The sequence below is a fragment of the Myxococcaceae bacterium JPH2 genome (genome assembly GCA_016458225.1).
Lineage (GTDB): Bacteria > Myxococcota > Myxococcia > Myxococcales > Myxococcaceae > Citreicoccus.
Map to the genome: position 1 here is coordinate 45,471 of JAEMGR010000003.1, position 19,961 is coordinate 65,431.

The 19,961-nt window shown below is 70.5% G+C and carries 17 protein-coding genes; 7 read left to right on the forward strand and 10 right to left on the reverse strand.

All coding sequences use genetic code 11. The features are described from left to right. Nucleotides 1-110: 110 nt before the first annotated feature. The gene (locus JGU66_04930; protein MBJ6760096.1) at nt 111-1,730 is read right to left on the reverse strand and encodes a hypothetical protein; all 1,620 of its coding nucleotides are present in this window, start codon (nt 1,728-1,730) and stop codon (nt 111-113) included. A gap of 243 nt (nt 1,731-1,973) precedes the next feature. Beyond that, a complete protein-coding gene (locus tag JGU66_04935) occupies nt 1,974-2,987 on the reverse strand; it encodes a pyridoxal-phosphate dependent enzyme (GenBank protein MBJ6760097.1) in 1,014 nt (337 codons plus the stop codon). Nucleotides 2,988-3,063: 76 nt separating this feature from the next. Here JGU66_04935 and JGU66_04940 point away from each other — a divergent pair, with 76 nt between their 5' ends. Together JGU66_04940 and JGU66_04945 are read left to right on the forward strand one after the other, a co-directional pair. Further along, on the forward strand, nt 3,064-3,981 hold the full coding sequence (locus JGU66_04940; GenBank protein MBJ6760098.1) for a LysR family transcriptional regulator: 918 nt from the start codon (nt 3,064-3,066) through the stop codon (nt 3,979-3,981). A gap of 56 nt (nt 3,982-4,037) precedes the next feature. Further along, nucleotides 4,038-5,135, forward strand: coding sequence for a hypothetical protein (locus JGU66_04945; protein MBJ6760099.1), 1,098 nt, complete (start codon nt 4,038-4,040; stop codon nt 5,133-5,135). Here the strand turns inward: JGU66_04945 and JGU66_04950 are convergent. After that, nucleotides 5,132-5,404, reverse strand: coding sequence for a DUF1232 domain-containing protein (locus tag JGU66_04950; protein MBJ6760100.1), 273 nt, complete (start codon nt 5,402-5,404; stop codon nt 5,132-5,134). The genes JGU66_04945 and JGU66_04950 overlap by 4 nt on opposite strands. Nucleotides 5,405-5,518: 114 nt before the next feature. After that, a complete protein-coding gene (locus tag JGU66_04955; GenBank protein ID MBJ6760101.1) occupies nt 5,519-6,574 on the reverse strand; it encodes an ABC transporter ATP-binding protein in 1,056 nt (351 codons plus the stop codon). A gap of 123 nt (nt 6,575-6,697) precedes the next feature. Here JGU66_04955 and JGU66_04960 point away from each other — a divergent pair, with 123 nt between their 5' ends. Continuing rightward, nucleotides 6,698-7,336 carry a nuclear transport factor 2 family protein gene (locus JGU66_04960; GenBank protein MBJ6760102.1) on the forward strand — a complete coding sequence of 213 codons (639 nt, stop codon included), beginning with the start codon at nt 6,698-6,700 and terminating at the stop codon, nt 7,334-7,336. Between the two features lie 85 nt (nt 7,337-7,421). On the opposite strand, the gene gyrA is transcribed toward JGU66_04960, so the two are convergent. Together gyrA and JGU66_04970 are read right to left on the reverse strand one after the other, a co-directional pair. Beyond that, nucleotides 7,422-10,208 carry a DNA gyrase subunit A gene (gene gyrA, locus JGU66_04965; protein ID MBJ6760103.1) on the reverse strand — a complete coding sequence of 929 codons (2,787 nt, stop codon included), beginning with the start codon at nt 10,206-10,208 and terminating at the stop codon, nt 7,422-7,424. Nucleotides 10,209-10,398: 190 nt separating this feature from the next. Next, complete coding sequence (locus JGU66_04970) at nt 10,399-11,157, reverse strand: tetratricopeptide repeat protein (protein MBJ6760104.1); 759 nt, start codon at nt 11,155-11,157, stop codon at nt 10,399-10,401. Between the two features lie 119 nt (nt 11,158-11,276). On the opposite strand from JGU66_04970, the gene JGU66_04975 reads away from it, so the two are divergent. Together JGU66_04975 and JGU66_04980 are read left to right on the forward strand one after the other, a co-directional pair. Beyond that, the gene (locus JGU66_04975; GenBank protein ID MBJ6760105.1) at nt 11,277-12,626 is read left to right on the forward strand and encodes a M24 family metallopeptidase; all 1,350 of its coding nucleotides are present in this window, start codon (nt 11,277-11,279) and stop codon (nt 12,624-12,626) included. 43 nt (nt 12,627-12,669) lie between these two features. Then, on the forward strand, nt 12,670-13,038 hold the full coding sequence (locus JGU66_04980) for a response regulator (protein ID MBJ6760106.1): 369 nt from the start codon (nt 12,670-12,672) through the stop codon (nt 13,036-13,038). A gap of 1 nt (nt 13,039) precedes the next feature. Here JGU66_04980 and JGU66_04985 read toward each other — a convergent pair whose 3' ends face one another. From JGU66_04985 to ung, 4 genes are all read right to left on the reverse strand, one after another. After that, a complete protein-coding gene (locus tag JGU66_04985) occupies nt 13,040-13,843 on the reverse strand; it encodes a thioesterase family protein (GenBank protein ID MBJ6760107.1) in 804 nt (267 codons plus the stop codon). Nucleotides 13,844-13,935: 92 nt separating this feature from the next. Beyond that, nucleotides 13,936-15,525 carry a TIM44-like domain-containing protein gene (locus tag JGU66_04990; protein MBJ6760108.1) on the reverse strand — a complete coding sequence of 530 codons (1,590 nt, stop codon included), beginning with the start codon at nt 15,523-15,525 and terminating at the stop codon, nt 13,936-13,938. Beyond that, on the reverse strand, nt 15,522-16,166 hold the full coding sequence (locus tag JGU66_04995) for a hypothetical protein (protein MBJ6760109.1): 645 nt from the start codon (nt 16,164-16,166) through the stop codon (nt 15,522-15,524). The genes JGU66_04990 and JGU66_04995 overlap by 4 nt, the downstream gene beginning before the upstream one ends. Nucleotides 16,167-16,222: 56 nt before the next feature. Further along, nucleotides 16,223-16,900 (reverse strand): uracil-DNA glycosylase, encoded by a 678-nt coding sequence (ung, locus tag JGU66_05000; GenBank protein ID MBJ6760110.1) that lies wholly within the window; start codon nt 16,898-16,900, stop codon nt 16,223-16,225. 132 nt (nt 16,901-17,032) lie between these two features. On the opposite strand from ung, the gene JGU66_05005 reads away from it, so the two are divergent. Further along, nucleotides 17,033-18,811 (forward strand): CpaF family protein, encoded by a 1,779-nt coding sequence (locus JGU66_05005; GenBank protein MBJ6760111.1) that lies wholly within the window; start codon nt 17,033-17,035, stop codon nt 18,809-18,811. 213 nt (nt 18,812-19,024) lie between these two features. Further along, nucleotides 19,025-19,951 (forward strand): hypothetical protein, encoded by a 927-nt coding sequence (locus tag JGU66_05010; protein MBJ6760112.1) that lies wholly within the window; start codon nt 19,025-19,027, stop codon nt 19,949-19,951. Nucleotides 19,952-19,961: the final 10 nt, after the last annotated feature.

Here is a 19,961-nt window from a genome sequence, read left to right on the forward strand (position 1 = left end):
CCGAAGTGAAGACGACAGCCCCTCTGGAGTCATGGAGGCGGCCATGCGGGCGGCCGCCTCCATGTCAGCGATGCTCCGTCACACGGACCGGAGCCGTGGGGCACGCCGTCTCAGGGACGGTGCTGCGACAGCATCCAGTTGAACACCTTGGGGTCCTTGTAGACGTTGTCCCAGATGCTGTGGCCGCCCACGTCGTAGAGCGTGAAGAGCACGGGGGGCGAAGCAGGCTGGCCGTTCGCATCCACGGCCGTCTGTCCATCCACCCACTCCCAGGTGCCCGTGGCCGGGCGGAAGAACGCGGTCTGCGTGCGGTTTGGATACGTGTACGCGTCCATCACGCTGCCCGTTCCGCCCATGGCCAACCCCAACTGGTTGAACCAGTCGCGCGTGCCCGAGTACGAGAGCGGATCATTCCGGGCGTGTGAACCCCAGACCGCGAGCTGCCCGCTCACCATGACCTGGGCATGCGCCGCCGACGAGCCGAAGCCGCCATTGCAGATGGGGACGATGGCCGCCAGCTTCGACGCGAAATACGCCGCATAGGAGAACGTGCCCGCGCCGCCCATGCTGAGGCCCGTCAAATACACACGCTTCGGGTCCACCTTGTACGTCGACACAATCCGGTCGATGAACGGGCTCAGGTCCTGCTGGGCCTCGTAGTCATTCCAGTAATTGCCGTCCGCCGTCTGGGGTGACACGAGGATGAACGGGTAATCCTTCCCCTCCTTGTCGATGTAGGACTGGGGCCCGAGGTTCCGGACGTTGTGCAGGTCCGTGCCGCCGTTGCCGCGCTCACCCGCGCCGTGGAGGAAGAACACGATGGGCCAGTTCGAGGCCGACGCGTAGCCCGGCGGCAGGTACACGACGTGGCCGTAGTTCCCCGCCCCCGGCGTGCTCGACTTGTAGATTTCCTGGGTGGTGCCGCGCCCGCTGGGCGAGGGGTCCACGCGAACCTTCGTGCGCGAGGTCGCCGCGGCGCCCTGGTCATCCGTCACGCGCAGCTCGAACTCGTAGAGCCCCACCACCAACCCGAGCGCCGAGGCGGACAGCGAGGTCGCCGCCGAGAGCGTCGCGGTGTTCGGCCCCGAGACCTGGGTCCACTGCTGCGAGACGACGGTGCCATCGCTGTCGCTCGCGGTGCCCGTCAGCGACGCGGACGACGCGGGCGCCACCAGCACCTGGTCCGCTCCGGCCAGGGCCGTGGGCGGCACGTTGGTGGGCGCGCCCCCCGCAGGCGTGCCGTAGACGACAATCTCGTTCGAGGCCCCGTACATGCTGCGCACGAAGTGCAGGTAGCGCGTGCGCTGCCCCACGGGCGCCAGCGTCCACTCCTGCCACTTGTTGGTGGTGATGGCTGGCAGGTCGGTCCAGGCCCCCGGCGAGCCCGTGCCGAAGGTGATGGTGCCCGTGTCATAGGTGTCGAACACGCCCACCTGGCTGATGTCGTAGAGCTGTCCCAGGTCGATGACGAAACCCATGGGATACTGCGACTCGTTGTAGACGACGTTGCCCCACGTCGTGGCGGGCTTGAAGGTCGAGCCCACTCGGGGGTCGCCAATCAACGTCTGCTCATCGAAGAGATTCTGGTAGGCCCCCAGCGTCGGGCGGACGCCGTCGGGCTGGACCATCGACGGGGTGATGACAACCTGCTGTCCCACCAAGGCCGAGCTGTGCGAGCCCAGTTGCTGCGCCTCGGGTGCCATGTCGGGAGTTCCGCAGCCCGCCAACATCAGGGCCAGCGCGGCGAAACCATGCTTCCGTGTCACAGGAAACTGCCATCGAATCACAGAGCCTCCTCATGCAAGAGATGAGGAGACAGACATAAATAGACCCATTCAAGAAAATCAAGACTACCTAACATTCCCAACATTTTACACTTCAAGGTGCAAGTACCCAGACATGGGACGCGAAGCGACGCGTCACGGGGTGGGCCCGCAGTCCCGATAACCCAAAACGTTTTGAGACAATTGGGTTCAGCGCGACGCGGCGTGTTTCGCGTCCTGGGAGGACTCGCTTGGAGCCGTGAGCCGCGCGCCCAGCAATTGGACATAGCGGGGCCGGCTGATGTTGCGCCCGGTGATGACCACCGCCACGTTCCGGAAGCCCTCGGGCGGATGCCGGAGCAGCGCGGCCACGGGCGCGGCGCCCGAGGGCTCGACCACGAGCTGGTGCTCCTCCAGCAGCCACGCCATGGCGTCCCGAATCTCCTCCTCCGAGACGAGCAGCATGCGGTCCACGTACCGCATCACGAGGGGCACGGTGAGCGAGTCTGGCTCCAGATGAGCGCCCAACCCATCCGCGATGCTCGGCTGCGTCTCCACGGGCACGGGCCGCCCCGCGCGCATCCACGTGGCGAGCACCGGGCTCACCTCGGGCTGGACGCCCCACAGCCGCACGCGCGGGCTCCACTCCTTCAAGGCCAGGCCCAGGCCGCTGATGAGCCCGCCACCGCCCATCCCCACCACCACGAGGTCCACCTCCGGCAGGTCTTCCCGCAGCTCCAGCCCCACCGTGCCACCGCCCGCGATGATGTCCGGGTCGTTGTACGCGGAGACGAACAGGCGCCCCTGCGCGCGGGCCTCCGCCATCGCCGCCTCGCGCGCCTCGGACACCGAGTCGAAGACGTGCAGCCGCGCCCCGTTGCGGCGCATGACGTCCACCTTGCGCGCGTCCGCGGTGCGCGGAATGAACAGGTCCACCGGCACGCCCAGGGTTCGCGCGACATGGGACAGGCCCATTCCGTGGCCGCCCGCCGTGGAGGCCACCACGCCCGGCGCCCGCGTCCGCGCGTCCACCGCGAGCAGCTTGCTGAAGGACACGCGCGGCTTGAACGAGCCCGTCACCTGGAGGCACTCCAGCTTGAGGAAGACTCGCGCGCCGGTGCCCCCCGCCAGCTCGGGCGAGGGCTCCAGCGGCGTGTGGCGGATGAAGGGCGCGATGCGCTCGCGTGCAGCAAGGACGGTGTCGGGAGACAGCGCGGAGGACATGTCGCCTTCAGTGCCATCCCGACGCGTGAAGCGAAACGGGCAGGAGCGCGGGGATGGGCATGCGAGAATGCAGGGCGTGGATTGGAACGACCTGCGCTACCTGCTCGCGGTGCACACGGGCGGCTCGCTCGCGGCGGCGGGGCGCGCGCTGCGGGTGGACGCGGCCACGGTGGGGCGCAGGCTCGCGGCGCTGGAGCGCGACGTGGGGGTGGCGCTGCTGGAGAAGGCCCCGGGCGGCATGCGCCTGACCCCCGCGGGGGAGCAGGCCCTCGAGGCCGCCCAGCTCATCGACGACGCGGCCACCGCGCTGGAGCGACAGCTCTCCGGCACGTCCTCACAGGTGTCCGGCACCGTGCGCATCACCGCGCCCGAGACCATCGTCAGCCACGTGCTCGCGCCTCACCTGCCAGCGTGGCGCAAGGCCCATCCCGCGCTGCACCTGGAGCTGCTGGCCGCGACCCAGGTGCTCAACCTGTCGCGCCGCGAGGCCGACGTCGCCGTGCGCCTGTTCCGTCCTCCCGCCGAGCCCGCGCTCGTCACGCGCAAGCTGGGCACGTTCGCCTGCGCGCTGTATGCCTCGCGAGGCTACGTGCGCGAGCATGGCCGCGCGCGTCCGGAGACCTTGCGCGAGCACATCCTGCTGGGTCACGACGCGTCGCTCGCGCACACGCCGGAGCAGCAGTGGCTGCAGCGCCTGGGCGCGGGAGCCTTCTTCGCGATGCGCAGCAACAACCGCTACGCGCTGCTGGAGGCGACGCGCGCGGGCGTGGGCGTCACGGTGCTGCCGTGCTACCTGGCGGATGGGCATGACGACCTCGTGCGGCTGTGCGCCCCCGAGGTCGCGCCCGAGCGAGAAGCGTGGCTCGCCCTCCACCCCGACCTCCAGCGGGCGCCTCGCGTGCGCGCGGCCATCGACTTCCTCGTGGACGCCTTCACGCGGGCCAGGCCTCGGCTGCGGGGTGACGTCGCCTCCCCGCGGCGTCGGAGGACCTGAGCCCCGAGGCCACGGCGGAGGCTTCGAGCGAGCACTTCGCGTAACGTGGCGGAGACATGGTCCTTCTTCCCGTGCTGTTGCTCACCCTCGGCGCGCTCCAGCCCACGCCTCCGGACGTCCCGCCGGGCTCGACGTCCCTGCCCGCGCCGCCGCTCCTCGCCAGCCCGACGGCGTGCACGCAAGAAGCGGAGTACGAAGCGGGCTTCAACGCGCTCGCGCAGGGACGGGATTCGGACGCGCTCCAGTTCTTCGAGCACGTGATGACCGCGTGTCCGCACCACCCCTTCGCGGAGGAGATGGCCCGGCTCGCGAAGACGCGCCTCAACCCTGGCGCGCGGCTGGCCCAGGCCACCGTGGTGGAGATGTCACGCGAGACGCCCTCGGGTGGCGCGCGCGCCTCGCTCACCGTGCTGCAGACGCTGCACGGCATCACCCAGGGCATCCTCCTGTGCGTGGTCGCGGAGTGCGATGCGCAGACGGGCGTGGCCGTGTCCCTGCTCGGCGGAGGACTGGGGACCACCATCGCCCTGCTCGGCTCCGCGAACGGCATCACCGCGGGACAAGCGGCGGCCATCAACTCCGGCACGCTGTGGGGCCTGGGCTATGGGCTCGCCTCGATGGAGTCCATGAACCTGGAGGGAGACGCGCGGGTGGGCATGGTGATGGGCAGCACGCTGGCCTTCACCGGCGTGGGGCTCTTCATCGCCACGCAGCTCCACCCGAGCGTGGGGCAGGTCTCCATGGCCAACTCCGGCGGCCTGTGGGCGGGCGCCATCACCGGCCTGTTCCTCGGCACGATTGACGGTGGCGACAGCCAGACGTTCTTCGCCGTGGAGCAAGGCGTCGTGTCGGCGGGAATCATCGGGATGGCGCTGCTGGCCCGCAGCGAGCCCGTGTCCCAGGGGCGCATGCTCCTCATCGACTCGGGCGGCATCCTGGGCGGACTGCTGGGCGCCAGCCTCGTCTTCATCGCCGATGAGCACAACGGCGACGCCATCCTCGTGGGCAGCGGGGTGGGCGCGCTCGCGGGGCTGGCCTCCGCCACCTGGCTGACCCACAACTTCGACATGCCCACGGCCCCCGCCGTCACGGTCGCGCCTGCTCGGATGGGACGCGGCACGGGCGCGGGGCTCGCGGTGATGGGCCGCTTCTAGACGCGCGTGCGGCCCTGCCCGTCGCGCGGGAGGCCATCCAGCACCTCGACCTGCACCTCGGCGGTGGGCTGGTAGCGCTGCACCTCGCGCATCACGAAGAGCGCCGCCGCCGACAGCACGCCCAGGTCATCCAGCCAACCCAGCACCGGGATGAAGTCCGGAATCGCGTCCACCGGCGACAGGAAGTAGAGCACCGCCAACACGCCGACGAGCTTCCGCCAGGTCGGCACACGCGGGTCTCGCACGTAGCGGAAGAAGCGGGTCCCCATGCCTCGTAGTCCTGCGATGTTCATACCCACCTCTACGCGTGAGCGGCCCCCAGGATTGCGCCGCGAGCCAGACGGTGAGCGTAGGCTGTCTGGCCGCTCGTAGGACAGCCGGGCTCACTCCGGACTGTCTTCCAGCACCACCGCGCGCCCCGCCACCTCCAGCCGCGCTCGGCTGCCCTCGCGCAACGCCAGGTCGGCCGCGCCGCGCACCAGGAGCGCCTGCCCCGAGCACGCCACGGTGAACTCCACGCTGCCACCCTGGAAGGCCCGCGACAGCACCTCCGCGCGCAGCGCCCCGCCCACCGCGACCTTGTCCGTGTCCGGCACCAGCCGCAGCGCCTCGGGCCGCAGGGACAGCAGCACGTTGCCGCGCGCCTCGCGGTCGAGCGGCAGGTTGCCCAGCGCGGTGCGCGCGCCGTTGCCGAAGCCCGTCCCGGGCAGGAGGTTGGTGCCCCCCAGGAAGTACGCCACGAAGGCCGTGCGCGGGCGCGCGTACACGTCCTCGGGCGTGCCCGTCTGCGCCACCGTCCCCGACCGCAGCACGGCCAGCCGGTCCGCGAAGGACAGGGCATCCGCCTGCTCGTGCGTGGCGAAGAAGAGCGAGCTGCCTCGCGACGCCAGCACGCGCCGCAGCTCGCCGCGCACTTGGGCGCGCAGCATGAAGTCCATGTCCGCGAACGGCTCGTCCCACACGAGCAGCCGGTGTCCGGGCAGCAGCGACTGGAGCAGCGACACGCGCCGGACCTGTCCGCGAGACAGCGTGCCGAGCGGACGCGACTCCAGCCCGCTCAGGTTGAACAGCTCCAGCAGCGCGCGGATCCGCACGAGCGAGTCCTCCGGCGGACGCGCGCCCAGGCTCGCCATGAGGTGCGCCTGCACGGGCACCTGCGGCGTCGCGGGAACGTCTCCCCACGCCGCGCCCACGCTGCGCTCCTCGGGCGGCATGAACGCGCCCGGCCCCGCCATGACGCGCCCATCGAGCAGGATGCTGCCCGCGTCCGGCCGCGCCAGCCCCGCCAGCAGCCGCAAGAGCGTCGTCTTCCCCGAGCCCGACGAGCCGAGCAGCGCGAAGACCTGCCCCGGCTCCATCGTCAGCGACACGCCCTCCACGGCAGGGACGCCGCTGACAGGGTGACGCAAGGACACGGACTCGAGCGAGAGCAAGGGCATGGCGGGCGGGCACAGTACGGCCTCCCCTCGGGCAGGAGAAGCGCCACCGTGTCACGGGCGCCAGTCCCCAACGCTCGTGCCAGAATGCTCGGCCGCCGTGTCCCTCGCCGTCGCGGAGTCGCCATGCTGCGCCCTCTCGTCGCTGGTGCCGTCCTGTTCGCCACCTCTCCCGCGCTCGCTGCGGATCCCCCGCGCGCCGCGCCGCCACCGCCGTCGCAGACGAACTCGCAGAGCCCCCCGCAGACCAACCCCCTCAAGGCCGCCGCCGAGCGCACGCAAGCCGCGCTCGCCAGCGCCCCCACCGCCAGGCCCGAGGACGTGCGCACGGTGGACGCGCTGCTCGCCGCCCTCTACGACGTCATCAGCGGACCGCCGGGTACGCCGCGCGACTGGCAGCGGATGCGCTCGCTGTTCCACCCCGGCGCGCAGATGCTCCCCGTCGGCCGAGGCAAGTCCGCGGGCGCGGGGCTGCACGCCACCGTCACCACCCCGGAGGAGTACATCGCCTGGGGCACCGGCTACTTCCAGACGCACGGCTTCTACGAGAAGGAGCTGTCGCGCCAGACGATGGGCTACGGCGACCTGGTCCAGGTGCTGAGCGCCTACGAGACGCGCGAGGCCCTGGACGGCCCCATCACCTCGCGGGGCGTGAACAGCCTCCAGCTCTTCAACGACGGCACGCGCTGGTGGGTGCTGAGCATCTCCTGGCTCGACGAGAAGTCCGCCGGCGTCCCGCTGCCCAAGGACTTCGCGCGCAAGTAGTCCCCACATGCGAAGAGGGCCCGAGGGGAAGCCATCGCTCCCTCCCGAGCCCTCTGGGCTTCAGCTCACCTCACCGCCGGGGCGCTCAGCCCTCGGCGGGAGGCTCCTCGGACGACGGGGCCGCCGCCTCGGTGGACTCCGAAGCAGGCTCGGGAGCGGACTCGGTGGAAGCCTCCGCCACGGGCGCCTCGCCCGCCGCGGACTCGCCGGTCGCGCCCTCCTCGCCGCTGCCCTCCTCGTACTCGGAGGCCTCGGACTCGGGCAGCTTGGAGAGGGCCATGACCTTCTCGTCGCCGTTCTCCAGCGCGATGAGGCGCACGCCCTGCGTGTTGCGGCCGATGACGGAGATCTCCTTCACCTTCATGCGGATGAGCATTCCGCCGTTGGTGACGAGCATCACCTCGTCCGCTTCCTTCACCTGCACCAGGCCCACCACGCGGCCATTCCGCTCGGTGGTCTTGATGTCGATGATGCCCTTGCCGCCGCGCCCCTGCTGCCGGTACTCGGACTCCTGGGTGCGCTTGCCGTAGCCGTTCTCCGTCACGGTGAGGATGGCCGCGTCGTTCTCCACCACGTCCGCGCCCACCACCTCGTCGCCGTCCTCCAGCGTGATTCCCTTCACGCCGTAGGCCTGCCGGCCCATGGAGCGAACCTCTTCCTCCGGGAAGCGGATGCTCATGCCCGTCGCGGTGGACAGGAGGATGTCCTTGGTGCCGTCGGTAATCATCACGCCGACCAGCTCGTCACCCTCGTCGATGCCCAGCGCGATGAGGCCGCTCGAGCGCACGTTGGCGAACGCGCTCAGGTCCGTGCGCTTCACCACGCCCTTCTTCGTGACGAAGAAGACGTAACGGTTCTCCGGGAAGTCGCGCGTCACCAGCACCTGCGCCAGCCGCTCGCCCTCACCGAACTGCACCAGGTTCACGATGGCCTTGCCGCGCGAGGTGCGGCTGGCCTGCGGAATCTGGTGCACCTTCAGCGAGTACAGCTTGCCCTTGGTGGTGATGGGCATGATGTACGCGTGGGTGCTGGCCACGAAGACCTTGGTGACGAAGTCGTCTTCCTTCGTCGCCGCGCCCGTCTTGCCGCGCCCGCCGCGCTTCTGCGCGCGGTACTCGGACAGGGGCGAGCGCTTCACGTAGCCCGTGTGCGAGAGGGTGACCACCATCGTCTCCTCGGCGATGAGGTCCTCATTGGTCAGGTCATCCACCGCGCCGGTGATTTCCGTGCGGCGCTTGTCGCCGTAGCGCTCGCGGATCTCCATCAGCTCGGCCTTGATGACGCCGAGCAGGCTGCGCTCGTTGGCCAGGATGTCCTGGAGCCGGATGATGTCGCGCGCGAGCGCGATCAGCTCGCGGAACAGCTCCTCGCGCTGCAGGCCGGTGAGGCGCTGCAGGCGCATCTCCAGGATGTTCTGCGACTGCTCCTCGCTGAAGCCCGCGCCCTCGTACTTGTGCGCGAGCCCCTGGTAGCTGGGCTCCTCGCTGCGCGCGCGGGAGACGAGCAGCTCCATCTGCGCCTTGGCCTGCGCGAGGTCGATGCGCTGGAGTTCCTTGAAGCGCTCACGCTCGTAGAGCGTGGGGGACAGGATGTTCATCAGGCCCCAGCGCGCCTCGTCCGGGTCTCGGGACGCGCGGATGAGGCTAACCACCAGGTCGATGAGGTCCTGGGCCACCAGCAGGCCCTCGACGATGTGCATGCGCGCCAGCGCCTTGCGCAGCTCGTAGCGGCTGCGGCGCGTGACCACGTCGCGGCGGTGCGCCACGAAGCGGTCCAGCATCTCCTTCAGGTTGAGCGTGCGCGGCTGGCCGCCGTCGATGGCCAGCATCACCGCGCCGAAGGTCGTCTCCAGCGACGTCATGGAGAAGAGGTTGTTGAGCACCACCTGGGCGATGGCATCGCGCTTCAGCTCGATGACGATGCGCATGCCCTGACGGTCGCTCTCGTCACGGATGTCGCTGATGCCCTCGACCTTCTTCTCGCGCACCAGCTCGGCGATCTTCTCGATGAGGCGCGCCTTGTTCACCTGGTACGGCAGCTCGGTGACGATGATGGACTCGCGGTCCCCCTTCTTCGTCGCCTCGATCTCCGTGCGCGCGCGGGTGGTGATGATGCCGCGGCCCGTCTCATAGGCCCGGAGGATGCCCTCGCGGCCAGTGATGATGGCGGCGGTGGGGAAGTCCGGACCGGTGATGAACTCCATCAGGTCGCGGACGGTGCACTCGGGGTTGTCGATGAGGTGCAGCGTGCCGCTGATGACCTCCGTCATGTTGTGCGGCGGGATGTTGGTGGTCATGCCCACCGCGATGCCGCTGCTGCCGTTGACGAGGAGGTTGGGGAACTTGGACGGCAGGACGAGCGGCTCCTCGAGGGAGTCGTCGTAGTTGGGACCGAAGTCGACGGTCTCCTTCTCGATGTCCGCCAGCAGGTCCTCCGCCAGCCGGTCCATGCGCACTTCCGTGTAACGCATGGCCGCGGGGGAGTCGCCGTCCACCGAGCCGAAGTTGCCCTGGCCGTCCACCAGCAGGTAGCGAAGGCTCCACTCCTGCGCCAGGCGCACCATGGCCTCGTACACCGAGGCGTCGCCGTGCGGATGGTACTTACCGATGACGTCACCCACGACGCGCGCGCTCTTCTTGTACGCGCGGTTGTGGGTGTTCCCCAGGTCGTTCATCGCGAAGAGAACGCGGCGATGCACGGGCTTGAGGCCGTCGCGGACGTCGGGCAGCGCGCGCCCGATGATGACGGACATCGAGTAGTCGAGATACGAGCGGCGCATCTCGTCTTCGATGTTCACGGGGATGAGCTCCCCGGCGCTTCCCGGGGGAGGCGCGGGGGGCATTGCCGGCTTGTCGGTCGTGTCGTCAGCCATGAGCTCTGGAAGGGTGATGGACGGGGCCGCAGCGCGGGGCGCCGTCACATGGGTGAGCGTTCGTAACCCCCGGATTTCCCTACGTCAACAGAGGAAACAAGGCAGTGATGACCCGCGCGCCCGCCCGCTCGGCGGAGGGGCGCGGAAAAGGGTCCGGGAGGCCCTTTTTTGAACGCCTGAGCGGCGTGTTTCAAGCCGGGTTTCGCAAGGGCGCGGCCAGCCGCTCCGCTTCGAGTCCGGCGGGCCCCTCGGGGTCCTGCTGACGGGCCTTCTCGAAGGCCGCCAGGGCCCCTTCCCGGTCGCCTTTCAGCTTGAGCGCCACGCCCATGTTGAGGTGCGCGCCGGCGTTGTCGCGGTCCATGTTCAGCGCCTCGCGGAACAGGGCGAGCGCCTGGTCCATGTCGCCGGACAGCAGGGCCTCCCGGCCGGCTTGCACGCGCTTGTCCGCGTCGTTCACCAGCTCCACCTGGAACACACTGCCGCCCACCACGTTGGCGATGAGCATGCGCAGGATTCCGCCCCAGTAGAAGGTCAGCCCCTCGGCGGCCACCACCGCGGCGAAGGGCAGGTCGGGCAGCAGCTGCTTGCCCCGGAACTTGAAGCGCACCTTGGTGTAGCGGCCCTTGTTGGCCCAGTGGACCAGCTCCCCTTGCAGCTTCTTGAGGCCCTCCTCCACGCGCTTGGGGTCGATCTCGAACGGGAGCACGCGCCCCGGGAGATCGCCGCCCGAAGGCAGCGCGCGAGGCTCGGCGCGCACGTCGTCGAACACGGGCTCGGCCTCCAGCACCGGCGACGCGCTCCGGCGCGCGGGCAGCTTCCGAGCCGCGGGCGCCTTGCGTGCCGCGGGCGCCTTGCGCGTCGCGGCCCCCTTCTTCGCGGGAGCCTTCTTCTTCACGGGAGCCTGCTTCGCCTTCGCCGAGGACTTCTTTCGGGGGGAACTCTTGGCCATGTCCGTACTCTAAGCGAGCCCCTCATTCAGTGCTTGTCCCCCTCTCCGGGGCGCGCGCGCGAGCACGCGGGCCTTCGTGGAAGAATCGCCGGGCTCCCCTCACCTGGAAGACCCCATCCATGACGCGTGCACGGTCCGCCCTCCTCCCGTCCCTCTTGCTCCTCACCGCGCCCATGGCGCCCATGGCCCAGGCGGCCTCGCCCGCGGTGCCCGCCGCGGAGGGTGCCTGGCCGCGCATCCGCAAGGAGCGAATCCAGAAGCTGCTGCCCTCGGCCATGGCGCAGGCGAAGGTGGACGCCTGGGTGGTCATCTGCCGCGAGAACGACAACGACCCGCTGGCCGCGCACGTGGGCTGCGAGAACGCGGGAGGCACCGCCGCGTTCCTCTTCTTCCGCGAGGGTGACCGCGTGCGCGCGGTGGGGCTGTCGCCGGCGGGCGAGGCCGTCGCGCTCCGGGACATGAACCTGCTCGACGAGGTCATCGCGTTCGAGCGCGGCGCGAATGTGTACACGAAGGTGGCCGAGCAATTGGCCCAGGCGAAGTCCACGCGTGTGGCCATCAACGCGTCCGAGTCCGTCACGGTGGCGGATGGCCTGTCCGCCACGCAGCGCGCGGCGCTGGAGAAGGCGCTGCCGCCCGCGCTGCGCAAGCGGCTGGTGTCCTCCGAGGACCTGGTGAGCGAGTGGATGGCGGTGAAGCTGCCCGAGGAGGTGGACATCCTGCGCCGCGCCGCCGCCCTCACCGCGAAGATGGAGGAAGAGGCGTACCGCGCGGTGGTGCCGGGCAAGACGCGGGACTCGGACGTGGCGCGCTTCCTGCGCCAGCGCATGGCGGAGCTGGGCGTGGGCGACGCCTGGGCGCCGGACCAGAACCCCAACGTCAACAGCGGCCCCACGCGCGGCCACTCCAACGCCACCGACCGCGTCATCCAGCCCGGGGACTTCATCCAGACGGACTTCGGCATCCGCGTGGGCGGCGCGTGGGGCACGGACATCCAGCGCTTCGCCTACGTCCTGGCCCCGGGAGAGACCCAGCCTCCGAAGGAGGCGCTGGCGAAGTGGGAGAAGTCCAAGAAGGGCAGCCGCGTGGCGCTGGCCGCGATGAAGCCGGGCGCGCGCGGCTACGACGTGGACAAGGCCCAGCGCGACTGGATGCGCGAGGCCGGCTCCGAGGGCGTCATGTGGGGCACGGGACACCCGGTGGGCTACTGGGCGCATGACGCGGGGCCGGCGCTGTCCGGCGCGGCCTCGGGCAAGCCGCCCACGGGCTCGGCGCTGCGCGTGCTCAGGCCCGGGCAGGTCTTCGCCTTCGACGGCTTCTTCGCGTGGAAGGTGGGCGAGCCGGACCAGCAGCGCATCCTCTCCGTGGAGGAGATGGCGGTCGTCACCGACACCGGCGCCGAGTACCTCAACCCGCCCCAGGAGGACCTCATCCTCATCCCCTCGCCGGCGTCCGCCAGCCGGCCCTGATAGGATGCGCGCGTCCACGCGCAACCGGCCGGAGGGAACGCGGATGAAGACGGTGTTGATCATCGACGACGACGTCTTCGTCCTCGTGACGGTGGGTGACCTGCTCCGCAAGGCGGGCTACCAGGTCCTCACGGTGCAGACCCCCGAGGAGGCCTTCGACCTGGACGTGGCCTCCGTGTCCGCCATCCTCTGCGACTACAACATGCCGAGGATGTCGGGCACCGACGTGCTCATCGCCATGCGCGAGCTGAAGGACTGCCGCGCGCCGTTCATCTTCCTCACCGGACACGAGGCGCTGGATGACCTGTTGTCCGTGGCCATCCGCTACAACGCGGAGCTCTTGCCCAAGCCCATCGACCCCGCGGAGTTGACGCGGCTGTTGCAAAAGCAACTCAACTCCGCGGCGGCGTGAGTCAGCCGAGCACCGCCACCAGCTGGCGGCACTGGGCCAGCAGCAGGCCGTCCTCGGTCCAGAGCTGCTGGAACTCCTCCGAGTAGCCCTCGGAGGCCTGCCGCGAGCGCCCCACGCGCAGGTAGTGCATGTCCGGCCGCAGGCCCTCGCGCGGCAGGGCGTGGAAGAAGTGGACGGTGAAGTCCACGGACGCGGCGGGCCGGAAGCCATCCACGCGCGACAGCACGGACGGCGGATACGCGTCCATGAGCCCCACGCACAGCGCGGCGTCCAGCGTCAGCGGCTCGCGAGGCCTCAGCCAACCGCCCACCTCCGCCGTGTCCGCGCCCGAGTACGGGGCCGCACCCAGGCAGTAGCGGTACTCGAAGAAGCGGCAGAAGTCCGGCATGGGCGCGTCGTCCGGAACCATCCCCACCTCCGACGGCGGCGGCACCTGGGGCATGGCCCACTCGTTGTAGGTGACAGCACCCGTGCGCGTGCCGCCGAAGGTCGCGGTGGCCACGCACACCACGCCGGCCGCGTTCTCCGCGCGCGCGGTGGCGTGCGTGACGAGCTTCCCCGCGCGCTCCAGCCGGGTGTGGATCTCCGCCGGCCCCTCCACCGCGGGCGAGCAGAAGTGCACCGTGAACGAGCGCACCGGTCGGCCCGCGTCCGCCACGTGGTGCTCCATGGCGCGGAGCACCTGCCCCGCCACCACGCCTCCATAGGCGCCCTTCCCCTGGTACCAAGGGGCCGTGTAGCGCGCGAGGTAATGTCCCGGGTTGAGGGGCTCGACGAGGGTGGCGGCGAGGAAGGCAGCGGTCATGGCGCGGCGCACCGTATCAGGCCGCGCGATGTCCAGCCGCGCGGCATCAGGCCGCATGCCCCACGTCCGCATGCCCTTCAATCAGGCGGGCTTCACCCTTGGTAGACCTCGTCCTGCTCGATGCGGCTGAGCACCCAGTCGAACTCGCCGGACGACACGCGCGCCTGGCAGTGCGTGCAGTGGCCCGCCATGTTGATGGACAGGGGAGCGCCGCAGGACGGGCAGTACCGCGAATCCGCGGGCACGCCCTTCACGCCCACGCCACGGATGAGGGTCCAGTACTCGCTGTACACGCGCTCGCGCGTGCGGCTGCCGCCCACCACCTGCTGCCGGTTCGCCTCCCGCACGGTGTAGTCCAGGCCGGTGGCGAACACGCGGAAGGTGACGGCGTGGTAGTAGCGGTCGCTCGTCACGCGGACCAACTCCGTGCGCGTGATGCGCGCGTTCTCGGAGATGTTGCGAAGGCCCGCCGCGCGGTACGCGTTCATCCAGTAGAGCTGCGTCTGGAAGAGGTTGTCGCTCACGCACGGGCGCGAGCGCTCCCACATCAGCTCGGACCAGGCGATCTGGATTTCATCGAAGATGAACTGCACGCGCTGACGGAGGCTCGTGAGCGAGAGGTCCCCGTCATCGGACATGATTTCCCGCAGCCCCTCGCGCGCGCTCGGGTCCACCAGCGTCCGAAGCTGCGTGCCCTCTTCCTCCGTCGTGCCGGTGAGCTGCGGGCCTCGCGCCTCACGCGCCTCCTCGCGCACCTGCGTGACGACCCAGTCGAACTCGCCCGTGTTCACGATCCGCTCGCAGTACGAGCAGGTGTAGCCCTGCATCGCGTCCAGCGCGGCGCCGCAGTTGGGGCACTTGAAGACACGGGCCTCCGCGGGCGGACGCGAGCGGGCCGTCGTGGCGCGCTCCAGCGTCCACTCCTCGGCCACGTACCAGCTCTGGTCGCGCTCGCCGTCGATGACCTCGGTGTAGTTCGCCTCGAAGCGGACCTTCACGATGACGACCTGGCTCTCCGGGCGGAGGTCCGACACGGAGAGGTAGTGGAGCGCGCCCACCACCACGGCCTTCACCTGCATCACCTCGCCCATCCGCGCGAAGTGCTCCATCGCGGCCTCGGACAGGTAGGCCGACATGGTGTCCAATCGGCCCGCGCCTCGCTCCGTGTGCACGCGCGCATAGAGGGCGGAGAGGAAGTCCTCGAACAGGATGACGGAGAAGTCCGGGTCGAACGGCTCCATGTGCCCGTCCGAATTGCGTGCCCCCACCGTGCGCAGCTTCGCCAGCTTGTTGCGCAGCGAGCCCAACGGGCGCGGCGGCGGCCGATAGTCCGGCGGCGGCGAGGAGGCCCAGTCCTCGGGCTCGTTCTGCGACGCGCGCATGACGATGATGGCGATGGCCACCAGCAGGATGAGCACCAGGAAGGGCAGCACCGAGAAGGAGCCGCCCGTCGAGTACACCACCCCGGAGGTGCCACTGCTGTAGCGCGTGCTGGAAGACGATGAACTCCAGCTCCGCCCACCGGACGAGCCTCGGCTGCCAGAGGAGCCCCGGCTGGACGAGCCGCTGAACGAGTGACCGCCGCCCGGACGGGCCTCCGCGTCGGGCACGCTGAGCACGGCGCACAGGAGCAGGGGCGCGAGCAGCGCCATCCACCGCAGCGAGCGACGCGGCGCCCTCACGCCACGGCCTCGGGCATGTCGGGCAGCTCGTTCACGTCGTCCTCCAGCCGAGGCAGGACGCGCGAGAGGGGGTGCTCGAAGCGACGGAGCGCCTCGAAGAAGGGCTCGGGCGCGGCCGAGGTGGCCACCGCACTGCTCAGCGCATCCAACACTGAGCGCCACTCGGGCCCCAGCGCCTGCGCGTCCACGCCGATGTCCGCCACCACCTCCACGCGCCGCTCGAAGTGCGACACGAAGACGAGGATGCCGGTGCGCCGCGAGGTGCGCGACACGCCCAGCTCCACGAAGGCCGCGTTCGCGGCCGTGCGCACCGAGGTCTCTTGCAGCGTCCGGGACACGAGCTTCCTCCTCAGCGCTGGCACGCTCGCGCACCCCACCGCACCGAGGGCGAAGGCCAGCACCACGCCCAGGGGGAACAGCTCCAACGCGAGCTCCTGGGGGACGTATAGGAGGGCGAGCAGCGCGACGAAAGCGAGCCCCGCGCCCGCCAGATAGTCCGCGTGGCGGTACTGGCCCGAGGCGGCGCGCACAGCGACGACCACCTCCGCCGACGTCCGGGACTCGATGGCCGCGACCACCTCGGCGGCGCGCTTGCGGGTGGACTCCTCGAAGAGGGGCGGGCTCCGGCGGGACAAGGACATGGCGCGACAGCGTAACCGGCCCGGGCGCGCCAGAACACCCGCCGCCCGCTCGGCCCTCAGGAGGGCAGCGTCCAGTCGATGGGCTCGCGGCCCCGCTTCTCCAGCTCCGCGTTGACGGTGCTGAATGGACGGCTGCCGAAGAAGCCGCTCTTGGCGGACAGCGGCGAGGGGTGCGTCCCCTTGAGGATGACGTGCCGGCTCGCGTCGATGAGCGGCTCCTTCTTCTGGGCGTACTTGCCCCACAGGAGGAACACCACGGGCTCGGGGCCGGCGCTCACCGCGCGGATGACCGCGTCCGTGAAGTCCTCCCAGCCGTGGCCCGCGTGGCTGTTGGGCTCGGCCTGGCGCACCGTCAACACGGCGTTGAGCAGCAGCACCCCCTGCCGGGCCCACGGCTCGAGCGAGCCATCACGCGGCTTGGGCGCGCCCACGTCGCTCTGGAGCTCCTTGAAGATGTTCACCAGCGAGGGCGGCACCGCGACGCCCGGGTGCACGGAGAACGCCAGCCCGTTGGCCTGTCCCGGGCCGTGATACGGGTCCTGCCCCAGCAGCAGCACGCGCACCGCGCTCGGCGGCGTGAGCTGGAAGGCGGAGAACAGCTCGTCCTCGGGCGGGTAGACGGTGAATTGCTCGCGCTCCTCGGCCACGAAGCGCTCCAGCTTCGCGAAGGACGGCGAGGCCAACGCCTCGCGCAGGAGCTGTTTCCACTCATCGGGCAGCCGGTCCGCCAACATGGGTTCCTCCAGGGGGCGGGCATTGAAGCACCCGTCCCACCTGCCCGCTCGCTTCTTTTCGCGCGCGGGGGTCCCAGTGGACGCGGCGGACATTTGGGCTCGGGGAGCGGGGCGCGCTAACCTGCGGCCGCCATGTCGATGTACAACGAGTCACTCCGCGCCTTCCTCAAGCCCGTCCTCCCGTACCTGGACGACGAGTCGGTGTCGGAGATCATGATCAACGGCCCCACCGACGTGTGGATTGAACGCAGGGGCCAGCTGACGCACACCGACGCTTCCTTCACGGAGGAAGGCCTGCTGGGCGCCGCGCGCAACATGGCCCAGTTCGTGGGCCGCATGCTCAACGAGGAGCGGCCTCGCCTGGATGCGCGCCTCCCGGATGGAAGCCGTATCCACGTGGTGATTGCGCCCATCGCGCGCAAGGGCACCACCATCTCCATCCGCAAGTTCTTCAAGGAGAAGCTGACGATTGACGCGCTGTTGCGCTTCAAGTCGCTCACCAAGCCCATGGCGCGCCTCATCGAGGCGGGCATCGCCACCAAGCTGAACATGCTGGTGGCGGGCGGCACGGGCTCCGGCAAGACGACGCTGCTCAACATCGTCTCGTCGCTCATCCCCGACGAGGAGCGCATCCTCACCATCGAGGACTCCGCCGAGCTTCAGCTCAACCAGACCCACGTCGTCCCCTTCGAGTCCCGGCCCGCCGACAAGTTCGGCAAGGGTCAGGTGGACATGGGTGACCTGCTCCACTCGGCGCTGCGTCTGCGCCCGGACCGCATCGTGGTCGGCGAGGTGCGCGGCGGCGAGGCCTTCCACCTCATGCAGGCCATGAACACGGGCCACGGCGGCTCGCTGGCCACGACGCACGCGAACACGCCCACGGACACGCTGCGCCGCATCGAGTCCCTGTGCCTCATGTCCGGCGTGGAGCTGCCCATGGTCGCCGTGCGCGCCCAGGTGGCCAGCGCCATCAACTTCATCATCTGCTGCGAGCGCTACCATGACGGTAGCCGCAAGACGAGCGCCCTGTCCGAGGTGCTGCCCCTCAACGAGAAGGGCGACTACCGCACGCAGGACATCTTCGTCTTCACGCCCGTCACCAAGGACGAGGACGGCCACATCCTCGGCTACCACGCGCCCACGGGCATCATCCCCAACTTCGTCGCCAAGGCGCGCGCGTACGGCTTCGGAGACCTGGAGGAGTCCTTCTTCGACCCCGTCACCTACGGCCTGCCGCCTCCGCCGGTCTTCCACGCGGGCGAGTCCTACACCGTGCGCTGGGCGCCCTCGCTGAAGCACCGCGAGTCCGGTCACCCGGATCCGGACAACTACAAGACGGAGTGGGCGCGCTTCGAGCAGCGCCTGCGCGACGAGGCCCGCGACGCCAAGGCCGCCGCGCCCAAGCCGGCGCCCTCCGCGCAGGTGCAGGTCCCCGCCGCGCTGCCCGCGGGTGCCGCCCGCCCGCCGCCCGCCAAGCCCGCCGCGGCGACGCCTCCTCCCGCGAAGCCCGCCGCGCCGCCGCGCCCGCCTCCCGCGGCGAGCGATGACGACAAGACGCCGCCGCCCACGCGCAATCCCTTCGGGCGCGCGGACGCCGCCGAGGAGTCCACCAACGCCGGCCCGCTGCCGTCCGAGGCCAAGGTGGAGGTGTCCGAGGACCTGCTCGCCGACGACCCCAGCTCGCGGCCCCCCATCCCGCGCCGGCCCGCCCCAGCAGCGCTGCGGCCCTCTCCCGGCACGCCCCCGAGCGCGCGCCCGGCCATCCCGCCGCGCCGCCCGCCGCCCGGCATGCCGCCCGCGCGGCCCGCTGCCGAGTCCCTGGATGACGAGGGCGACGACGACGTGCTGCCCGAGCCGCAGAGTTCGGAGAAGACGCAGATTCGGCCCGCGCCGGATCGCTCGCGTCGGTAGCGCGGCGCCCGACGCCCCACGTTGCCTGGGCGCGCGGACCTTCGCGTCCGCGCTCGGGCCATGCCCCCACGCCACGGGTGCGCTCCGTGAAGGACGCGCGGCATGCTCGGCCTGAGGTGGGGACCTGTCGCACTGTCATGCGAACGGGTCCGCGTGGCGTGAGCATGCACCGTGTCCTTGCGAGACGGGCAAGTCGGGGAGAAAGTGGCCGACGTGTTGATTCCGCTCCTCGTCGCGCTCACCGTGGCCGCCGCATCTCCCGAGGCCCCCGTCACCGTGCTGCTGGCTCCTCCGGATGCGTCGGGGGTTCCCAGGCACATCGCGGAGTTCGCCCAGGAGCACGTGGCCCAGCAGCTCAAGTCGCGCGACCTCCAGGTGGTGCGCATCGAGGAGGTCACTCGGAAGATGACCGCCCGGCAGCGCAAGGCCGTGCTGCGGTGCGATCGCACCGAGGCCGGGTGCATCGTGTCGCTGGGCACGGCGGGGAAGACCGAGGTGGTGATCGTCTCCGAGGTGGTCCCCTTCCTCAGCGGCTTCCGCGCCGGCATCCGCGCCTATCAGGCGCGCGACGGTCAGCTCCTCGCCGCGAATCAGGTGTCCGGAGTGAAGGAGGATCAGCTCCTGGATGGGCTCACGCAGGCGCTCGACGTGGTGGTGCCGAAGGTGAAGAACACGCTGCGTCCGCCGCCTCCCGTGGTCGCGCCGCCTCCGGCCCCCGTGGCCGCCGCGCCGTCGCTGGTCGTTCCGCCCCAGCCCGTCGTTCCCGTGAAGCCGGAGCATGCCGCGCCGACGCACACGTGGAAGACGCCCACGGGCATCGTGGGCGTGAGCGCGGGCGCGCTGGCCATCGCGGCGGGCGTCTACTTCGGCACGCAGGCGAAGAGCTCGCGCGACGACATCGACGCGGCCTACCGCGACCCCTCGGGCCCCACGCAGGAGGAGGTGCGCGGCTCGCTGTCGAACCACTACGAGGACCTCAAGCGTCAGCGCACGTTGGCCCTGGCCAGCGGTGGCGTGGGACTCGTGCTGGCGGGCGTGGGCGCGTACCTGTGGCTCTCGGATGGCCCTCCCGAGCGCGCGGGCAGCACGCGGGTCATCGCCGGCCCCACCAGCGTGGGCGTCCTGGTCCGGCTCCCCTGATGATGAAGCG

What these genes read in the sequence shown, in the direction of transcription:
- JGU66_04995 (MBJ6760109.1), bottom strand. Translation starts at nt 16,166, where the DNA reads ATGTCCTTGTCCCGCCGGAGCCCGCCCCTCTTCGAGGAGTCCACCCGC.
- JGU66_04960 (MBJ6760102.1), top strand. Translation starts at nt 6,698, where the DNA reads ATGCTGCGCCCTCTCGTCGCTGGTGCCGTCCTGTTCGCCACCTCTCCC.
- JGU66_04945 (MBJ6760099.1), top strand. Translation starts at nt 4,038, where the DNA reads ATGGTCCTTCTTCCCGTGCTGTTGCTCACCCTCGGCGCGCTCCAGCCC.
- JGU66_04970 (MBJ6760104.1), bottom strand. Translation starts at nt 11,157, where the DNA reads ATGGCCAAGAGTTCCCCCCGAAAGAAGTCCTCGGCGAAGGCGAAGCAG.
- JGU66_04975 (MBJ6760105.1), top strand. Translation starts at nt 11,277, where the DNA reads ATGACGCGTGCACGGTCCGCCCTCCTCCCGTCCCTCTTGCTCCTCACC.
- JGU66_04980 (MBJ6760106.1), top strand. Translation starts at nt 12,670, where the DNA reads ATGAAGACGGTGTTGATCATCGACGACGACGTCTTCGTCCTCGTGACG.
- JGU66_04930 (MBJ6760096.1), bottom strand. Translation starts at nt 1,730, where the DNA reads ATGTTGGCGGGCTGCGGAACTCCCGACATGGCACCCGAGGCGCAGCAA.
- JGU66_04955 (MBJ6760101.1), bottom strand. Translation starts at nt 6,574, where the DNA reads ATGCCCTTGCTCTCGCTCGAGTCCGTGTCCTTGCGTCACCCTGTCAGC.
- gyrA (MBJ6760103.1), bottom strand. Translation starts at nt 10,208, where the DNA reads ATGGCTGACGACACGACCGACAAGCCGGCAATGCCCCCCGCGCCTCCC.
- JGU66_04985 (MBJ6760107.1), bottom strand. Translation starts at nt 13,843, where the DNA reads ATGACCGCTGCCTTCCTCGCCGCCACCCTCGTCGAGCCCCTCAACCCG.
- JGU66_04950 (MBJ6760100.1), bottom strand. Translation starts at nt 5,404, where the DNA reads ATGGGGACCCGCTTCTTCCGCTACGTGCGAGACCCGCGTGTGCCGACC.
- JGU66_04935 (MBJ6760097.1), bottom strand. Translation starts at nt 2,987, where the DNA reads ATGTCCTCCGCGCTGTCTCCCGACACCGTCCTTGCTGCACGCGAGCGC.
- ung (MBJ6760110.1), bottom strand. Translation starts at nt 16,900, where the DNA reads ATGTTGGCGGACCGGCTGCCCGATGAGTGGAAACAGCTCCTGCGCGAG.
- JGU66_05005 (MBJ6760111.1), top strand. Translation starts at nt 17,033, where the DNA reads ATGTCGATGTACAACGAGTCACTCCGCGCCTTCCTCAAGCCCGTCCTC.